Below are 7,032 nucleotides of genomic sequence, written 5' to 3' on the forward strand. Positions count from 1 at the left end.
GTGCGGTCAGGGCGCGATGATGAACCGTCCGAATGCGCGCGGGCCATCGCCGGTCTCCACCTCGCCCAGCGTTTCGAGCGTGCGCGGATCGATCAGCGTGACGGTGTTGGAAAACCAGTTGGCCACGACCAGCGGTCCATCGCTTCCGGCCACCGCGACACCTTCGGGATATTCGCCGACCTCGAGCGTATGGCTCACCTCCAGCGTCTCGAGATCGATCACGCTGAGCGTGCCGGCATATTGGTTCGTCACGAAGGCCCGCCCCTGCGCGAAGGCGATGCCGTAGGGGCGCGCGCCTACCGGAACAAGGGCCAGCTGCGTGCCGTCGCGGGGGTCGATGACACTGACATCATCGCTGCCGACATTCGCGACGAAAAGCCGGTCGCGGGGATCGAAGGCAAGGCCGAAAGGCCGGCTGCCCACCGGGATACTGCGCCGGGGCGCGCTGCCCCCGATATCGAAGAGGCTGACGGCATTGGAGTCGCGATCGGCCGAGGCAAGCCAGCGCCCGCTATGCGATATGTCGAGCCCCGCCGGGGCGCTGCCGCTTTCCAGCGTTCCGGTCAGGCGCATCCGGCGCGCGTCGATCTCCCAGATCCGCGCGTTATACCAGTCGGATACGTAAAGACGCCCGCGCGCCGGATCATGCACGATGCCGATCGGGCCGCCATCGAGACGGATCGCGCCCAGCTGCGCGCCGTCCGGGCCGAAGCGGCGCACGGTCTTGTCCTCCGGCGACACGGTAAAGATCCCATCAAGGCTTGCCGCCACGCCCGCGGGTTTCCCCGGCACCGGAATGCGCGCCGTCTCCTTCCGGGCATCCAGGTCGATGATGCTCAGATCCTCGCTGCCCTGGTTGGTGACATAGGCAAAATCGCCCGCGACCCCTTGCGAAGCCGCGAGCGTCAGTGCCAGCCAAAGGAAGGCCGGGAGATTACTCGGCCGCGCCAAAGCGCTCCACCAGGGCATCCAGCCCGGCTTGATAGACGCCGGTGACAGCGGCGATCGCGGCCGCATCGTCGAGCTCGGCGGGCGGATCGTTGTTGGGATAGCCGCGATAGAAGGCGCCGCGCCATTCCACCTCGGAGCCGCCATCCTCGCGCGGCTTGACCGTCAGATGCGAGGAGTAGTTCGTGACCGGCAGAACCTCGACCGCGACATCCTCGATCCGGTAGGAATAGCTCATCTTCTCGTCGCTGTGCTTGTAGAGCAGTTCGGAGATGGTCGGGCCGCCCTGCTCGCCCAGCGTCAGGACGCGCGTCGCGTCGATCTCGTTCCCGTTCTTGCCGATCTGCGAGTGGACCGCCGGATGCCAGCTCATGTCCTGGAAATTGCCGATCGCCTGCCAGACCTCTTCGGGAGATGCGGCAACGTCCACGCTCAAGGTGACTTTCTGCCGGGTCGGGCCATGGGCGAGTGCCAGTCCCGGCAATGCGAGCGCCAGGAGCAGGACCGCCAGGCGAGTGATGTGGATCATTGAACGTCTCCGGTTTCAAAGAAGTGGTTCTTGAGGATGTAGCGCACACCGCGCAGCCACGATTCGTCCGTGTTGGAGCGGATGTCGACCGAGCGTCCCCGCACCATGTCCCCCGTCCGCGTCTCGCGTAGAACGAGGTTCATCGACAGGATCAGGTTCGAGACCTTCTGCACCTCTCCCACGAGCACGTAATCGGCGCCGAGCGTCTGGCCCATGCGAAGCTCACACCCGTAGCAATTCGCCGGATTGACGGTCGCCTCGAGGGTCTGGGCGACGGGGGCCGTGTCGAGAAGGGTGAAGCCCTCCTTCTCGAAGCGCGCGCGCGCGGTTTCCTCAAGCAGCATGACCCGCTCAGCCTCATCGGCGCGCGCACCGAAATAGGCACCCTCGGTCGAGGTGTCGAGAAAGGTGATGCCGAGGAAGGCGACGCTGCCGCGCGGCAGCGGATCCGCTGGGGCGGGCTGCGCGTCGGCGACCGAGGACAGACCCAGGAAAAGCATGCAGACAAGGGCGTCAAACGGTTTCATGGGACTCAAGTTAACGGCGCAGGGGGAACCCGCAATACGCCAAAAGTATCGGTTTTGACTTCTCGAATCCTTCTGCCATAGTTCGAGCAACAGCTTTGGGAGGAGCGATTGTTTTCACTAGGACCGCAGGCTGCGCGGTACGGCGCCGCCATGCTCAGCGCCATGTTGCTCACCGCTCTGCCGGCCGGCGCGATGGAGGTCGGCGCGGCCGTGTTGCGCATCGACTACCCGAGCCTTGCGCCGATCTCGCGCTACGAGCTGGTGCCCGATGATCTTGGATTTGCGGGCGCGACGCTGGCGAACGAGGACAACCAGACGACCGGTGCCTTCCTCGGAATCGATTTCACCGCGGAGTATGCTGCGGTGCCGCCCGAAGAGGCATCGGACGCACTGGCCCGCCTCATGGAGGCGGGGCATGACAAGATCGCGGTGCTGGCACGCGCGCCCGAATTGCTGGCCTTGTCCGAGCAGGCGGGGGAGGGCGCGCTCCTGCTGAACGTGTCGGCGGCGGAAGACGCGCTGCGCTCCGAGCAGTGCCGGGCCAATGTCGTTCACGTCGCGCCGAGCCGGGCGATGCGCGCAGATGCGGTGGCGCAATTCGCCATCTGGAAGAAATGGCCCCGGTGGTTCCTGATCCACGGATCCAATCCCGAGGACCGAGCGCTTGCGGCGGCCTTCGAGGCGGCGGCGGCCAAGTTCGGCGGCAAGATCGTCGAGACGCGCGAGTTCGAGGATACGGGCGGATCGCGCCGCACCGATACCGGCCACGTGCTGGTTCAACGTCAGATTCCCGTTTTCACGCAAGGCGCCGAAGAGCATGACGTGGTGATCGCCGCCGACGCCTCGGATGTCTTCGCGCCTTACCTGCCGTTCCACCTGTGGACGCCGCGCCCGGTGCTCGGCGCGGCCGGATTGCGTCCCGTCACGTTCCACGGCGCCCATGAGGCCTGGGGCGCGACGCAGTTCCAGCGCCGTTTCGAGGCGCTTTCCGGGCGTTATGTCCGCGAGGAGGATTACCAGACCTGGCTGGCCCTGCGCATCATCGGGGAGGCCGCGATCCGCACCAACGAAGCGGGCGCGGCGGCCTTGCGTGACTACATGCTCGGCAGCGCGTTCGAGCTCGCGGCTTTCAAGGGACAGAAGGTGACCTTCCGGTCGTGGAATGGCCAGTTGCGCCAGCCGATCCTGCTTTACGACGGGCGGATCACCGCCAGCGTCTCGCCCCAGGACGGCTTCCTGCACCAGCGCAGCACCCTCGACACGCTCGGCCTCGATGCCGGCGAATCCAAATGCACGGCTTTCGGGCCACCAAAATGAGCGGAGCGACGATGATCCTCAAAGCCAGCCTGCCCGCCCTTTTATTCGCCCTGGGCACCGGCGCCGCCCAAGCGAACAAGGTCTTCGTGACCAACGAGAAGGGCAACACGGTCACGGTTCTCGACAGCGAAAGCTGGGAGGTGACGGCGGAGTTCGAGGCGGGAAACCGTCCGCGCGGCATCACCATCAGCCCCGATGGCAAGCTGCTTTACGTCGCGGCCTCCGATGACGACACGGTGCGGGTCTTCGATACCGAGAGCTACGAGGAACTCTACACGCTTCCCTCTGGCCCCGACCCCGAGCAGTTCGCGCTGCATCCTACGGGCAATCCGCTCTACATCGCGAACGAGGACGACAATCTCGTCACCGTGACGGATACCGAAAGCCGCACCATCAAGGCCGAGATCCCGGTGGGCGTCGAGCCGGAGGGAATGGGCATCAATCCGGAGGCGACCTTCATGGTCAACACCTCCGAAACCACCAACATGGCGCATTTCATCGACACGTCGGACTACAAGATCAAGCACAACATCCTCGTCGATCAGCGTCCGCGCTACGCGCAGTTCACCGCCGACGGCAAGACCCTCTATGTCAGCTCCGAGATCGGCGGCACGGTGAGTGTCATCGACATGACCGGTCCCGAGCCCGTCACCCGCACCAAGATCGGCTTCGAGGTATCGGGCGTGCTTCCCGAATGGCTCCAGCCCGTCGGTGTGAAGGTCACGTCGGACGGCAAATGGGTCTTCGTCGCCCTCGGCCCGGCCAACCGCGTAGCGGTGATCGACGCGCAGAGCGACGAGGTCGTGGACTATATCCTCGTCGGACAGAGGGTGTGGCAGATGGCGTTCACCCCGGACGAGAAATACCTGGTCACGACAAACGGAAACTCGAACGACGTGACAGTGATCGACGTGCATAAGCAGAAGGCGATCCGCTCCGTCCAGGTCGGCCAGCAGCCCTGGGGCGTGGTCGTGCAGCCCGACATGGCACAGTGATGCCGCATCAAGAAAGGATCCCTAGAATGATCAGAACAGCCCTCGCCATCTGCGCCGCCGCCGCCGCCGCGCTTTCCGCCATCCCGGCGGCTGCCGCACCGCTCTGTGACGATCTGCAATTTTCAGGTCTTCTCGCCGCGTGCAATCGCGGTGAGCCGATCGCGGTGACGCTCGCATCGGGAAAGCCGCTGGCGGAAAGCGGTGTCACCCTTGAATCGGGCGCCTATTACGAGCTTGAGATCACCGCGGATGGCTCCGCCGAACTGGCGCTTTCGGGCGCCGAGTTCTTTCATGCGATCTGGATCAACGAGGTCGTCATCAACGATATCGAGATCCGTCCGCTCGGCCTTTCGAGCTTCGAGTTCGACGATGCAGGCACGGCCTCCTTGTCATTTATCGCCATCAAACCCGGCAGTTATGCCCTGTCGATCCCCGGAACCACGGGAGCGAGCCAAAGACTGGAGATCACCATCCGTTGAGCCCGGCATCGCGGGATATGCCGAGCCCGGCCCTGCACGGCTCCGGGCGGCGGCCGCCGTCACCGCGGTCGGTGCGAAAGGGATGAGCGCTCTGACGGTCACGGAGCTGAGCTACCGCTACGGGGCTACGCATGCCCTGTCGGATGTCTCTTTCAGCTTACCGGAAGGGCAGTTCTGCGCGCTTCTGGGACCGAACGGGGCGGGCAAGTCCACGCTTTTCGCGCTTCTGACACGGCTTTTCGTGGCCCCTCGGGGCCGGATCGAGATCGCCGGGCATGACATGTCACGCCATCCGCGCCGTGCACTGGCGCGGATGGGCGTCGTCTTCCAGCAGCCGACGCTCGACCTGGAGATGACCGTGGCGGGGAACATGCGCTATTTCGCGGCGCTGCACGGGATGTCGGGACGCCAGGCACAGGGGCGCATCGACGCGGCACTGGACCGCCTCGGCATGGCCGAGCGCGCGAACGAGAAGGCACGCAACCTCAATGGCGGGCATCGCCGCCGGATGGAGATCGCCCGGGCGTTGATCCATGAGCCGGCGGTGCTCCTGCTCGACGAGCCGACGGTGGGCCTCGATACCGCCGCGCGCCGCGCGATCACGGCGCATGTGCATGGCCTCGCGGCGGAGGGGCTGACGGTGTTCTGGGCCACCCATCTCGTCGACGAGATCGCCTCCGGGGACGAGGTCGTGATCCTGCATCGGGGCCGGATCATGGCGCAGGACCGCGCCGCCGTCCTCGCCGATGGCGGCGATCTGACGGAGGTATTCATGAACATGACCGCGCCGCTCGCGGTGCCGGGATGAGCGGATGGCTCACCGCGCTCGCCGCGATCGTGCTGCGCGAGGCCGCGCGCTTCATCCATCAACGCGGCCGTTTCCTCGCGGCTTTGGTCAGGCCGCTCGTCTGGCTCGTGGTCTTCGCGGCGGGGTTCCGCGCGGCGCTCGGTCTTTCGATCATCCCCCCCTACCAGACCTACATAACCTACGAGGTCTACATCCTGCCCGGTCTCTGCGGAATGATCCTGCTTTTCAACGGGATGCAAAGCTCTCTGAGCCTCGTCTACGACCAGGAAATGGGATCGATGCGCCTGCTGCTGACATCGCCGCTGCCCCGCTGGTGGCTGCTCTTGTCGAAACTGCTGGCCGGGGTCGCTGTCGCCGTGCTGCAGGTCTATGTCTTCCTGGCCATCGCCGCGTTCATGGACATCACGTTGCCGCTCGCTGGCTACGTTCTGGTCCTGCCGGCGCTGGTTCTGGGCGGTCTGATGCTGGGTGCCCTTGGGCTGCTGATCTCTTCGACAATCACCCAGCTCGAGAATTTCGCCGGGGTCATGAACTTCGTCATCTTCCCCATGTTCTTCCTGTCGACCGCGCTCTACCCGCTGTGGAAGATGGCGGAAAGCTCCGAGCTGCTGCGTGACATCTGCGCGGTGAATCCCTTCACCCACGTGGTCGAGCTGATCCGTTTCGCACTCTACGGGCAGATCGCGCCATGGTCGCTTCTCTGGGTGCTGCTCGGGCTGGCGGTGTTCTTCGTGGCGGCGCTCTGGGGGTACGATCCCGCGCGCGGGATGATGGGGCGCAAGGCTCGGCGGGGCTGAGGCGGCAGATACGAAAAAGGGTGCCGCTTCTGGTCCGAAGCGGCACCCCGTCATCCGCCGGCGGGAGGGATTTCCCCGCCCGGCCCGCACGTCTGCTTGGCGTCAGCTTGCCGGCGGGCAGGCGTTGCCGGTGTCGATCCAGGCACGGGTCAACTCGCCGAAGACCTCCTGGGTGCCGGGTGCGGGGGTGCGGCCCTCGCCGGGCTCCCAGCCCCAGCCCACGAGCCCGTCATGGGCGTTATGCTCGTAGAGTTCTTCGAGGCTCTTGCCGCCATTGCGCTCAGGGTCCTGGATCTGCTCGCAAATCTCGGTCGCCGACACGCCGATCCACCCCATCGAGACGGGGGCGAGATGCCACGGCTCGTGACCCGGGATCGAGCCTTCGCCACTGGCATATTCGAAGTTCTCGGAGCCATGGCAGGTCGAGCACCGCATGCCCGGCGCCCCGAAATCGGAGGCGCCGCGCACCACCGGCGGCTGGTGCGGCTTCATGTCGTCGCCCTGCCGCGGGCCACCATCGACGGGGTGACAGTTGAGGCAGCGCGGCGAGGAGATGACCTTCATCATCTCCTCGAAGAGCGCCTGGCTGCGCTCGGTCTCGTTCTCGATGCCCGAGAACTCGTCGGCGGTGC

Annotated in this window: 9 protein-coding genes; 5 read left to right on the top strand and 4 right to left on the bottom strand. The window is 65.6% G+C overall.

All coding sequences use genetic code 11. The features are described from left to right. Positions 1 to 6: 6 nt before the first annotated feature. The 3 genes from PMES_RS15305 to PMES_RS15315 are packed head-to-tail and all read right to left on the bottom strand — an operon-like array spanning position 7 to position 2,004. The gene (locus PMES_RS15305; RefSeq protein WP_236549834.1) at positions 7 to 951 is read right to left on the bottom strand and encodes a YncE family protein; all 945 of its coding nucleotides are present in this window, start codon (positions 949 to 951) and stop codon (positions 7 to 9) included. Beyond that, complete coding sequence (locus tag PMES_RS15310; protein WP_159966596.1) at positions 935 to 1,477, bottom strand: SRPBCC family protein; 543 nt, start codon at positions 1,475 to 1,477, stop codon at positions 935 to 937. Before PMES_RS15310 ends, PMES_RS15305 begins: the two co-directional genes overlap by 17 nt. Further along, positions 1,474 to 2,004 carry a DUF3280 domain-containing protein gene (locus PMES_RS15315; RefSeq protein WP_438943246.1) on the bottom strand — a complete coding sequence of 177 codons (531 nt, stop codon included), beginning with the start codon at positions 2,002 to 2,004 and terminating at the stop codon, positions 1,474 to 1,476. The genes PMES_RS15310 and PMES_RS15315 overlap by 4 nt, the downstream gene beginning before the upstream one ends. A gap of 150 nt (positions 2,005 to 2,154) precedes the next feature. Between PMES_RS15315 and PMES_RS15320 the strand changes: the two genes are divergently transcribed. The 5 genes from PMES_RS15320 to PMES_RS15340 all read left to right on the top strand — a co-directional run bounded on the left by PMES_RS15320 (position 2,155) and on the right by PMES_RS15340 (position 6,400). After that, positions 2,155 to 3,321, top strand: a complete 1,167-nt coding sequence (locus tag PMES_RS15320; RefSeq protein ID WP_159966597.1) for an ABC transporter substrate-binding protein — start codon at positions 2,155 to 2,157, stop codon at positions 3,319 to 3,321. Positions 3,322 to 3,332: 11 nt separating this feature from the next. Further along, complete coding sequence (locus tag PMES_RS15325) at positions 3,333 to 4,316, top strand: YVTN family beta-propeller repeat protein (protein ID WP_236549835.1); 984 nt, start codon at positions 3,333 to 3,335, stop codon at positions 4,314 to 4,316. A gap of 26 nt (positions 4,317 to 4,342) precedes the next feature. Next, positions 4,343 to 4,795 carry a cupredoxin domain-containing protein gene (locus tag PMES_RS15330; protein WP_159966599.1) on the top strand — a complete coding sequence of 151 codons (453 nt, stop codon included), beginning with the start codon at positions 4,343 to 4,345 and terminating at the stop codon, positions 4,793 to 4,795. An 82-nt stretch (positions 4,796 to 4,877) separates the two neighbouring features. Then, positions 4,878 to 5,603 carry an ABC transporter ATP-binding protein gene (locus PMES_RS15335; protein ID WP_159966600.1) on the top strand — a complete coding sequence of 242 codons (726 nt, stop codon included), beginning with the start codon at positions 4,878 to 4,880 and terminating at the stop codon, positions 5,601 to 5,603. Next, positions 5,600 to 6,400 carry an ABC transporter permease gene (locus tag PMES_RS15340; RefSeq protein WP_159966601.1) on the top strand — a complete coding sequence of 267 codons (801 nt, stop codon included), beginning with the start codon at positions 5,600 to 5,602 and terminating at the stop codon, positions 6,398 to 6,400. Before PMES_RS15335 ends, PMES_RS15340 begins: the two co-directional genes overlap by 4 nt. A 102-nt stretch (positions 6,401 to 6,502) precedes the next feature. Here PMES_RS15340 and PMES_RS15345 read toward each other — a convergent pair. Continuing rightward, positions 6,503 to 7,032 (bottom strand): Isoquinoline 1-oxidoreductase subunit (locus PMES_RS15345; RefSeq protein WP_159966602.1); only part of this gene is annotated, 530 nt, incomplete at its 5' end.

It is taken from the genome of Profundibacterium mesophilum KAUST100406-0324 (assembly GCF_009835145.1).
GTDB classification, from domain to species: domain Bacteria; phylum Pseudomonadota; class Alphaproteobacteria; order Rhodobacterales; family Rhodobacteraceae; genus Profundibacterium; species Profundibacterium mesophilum.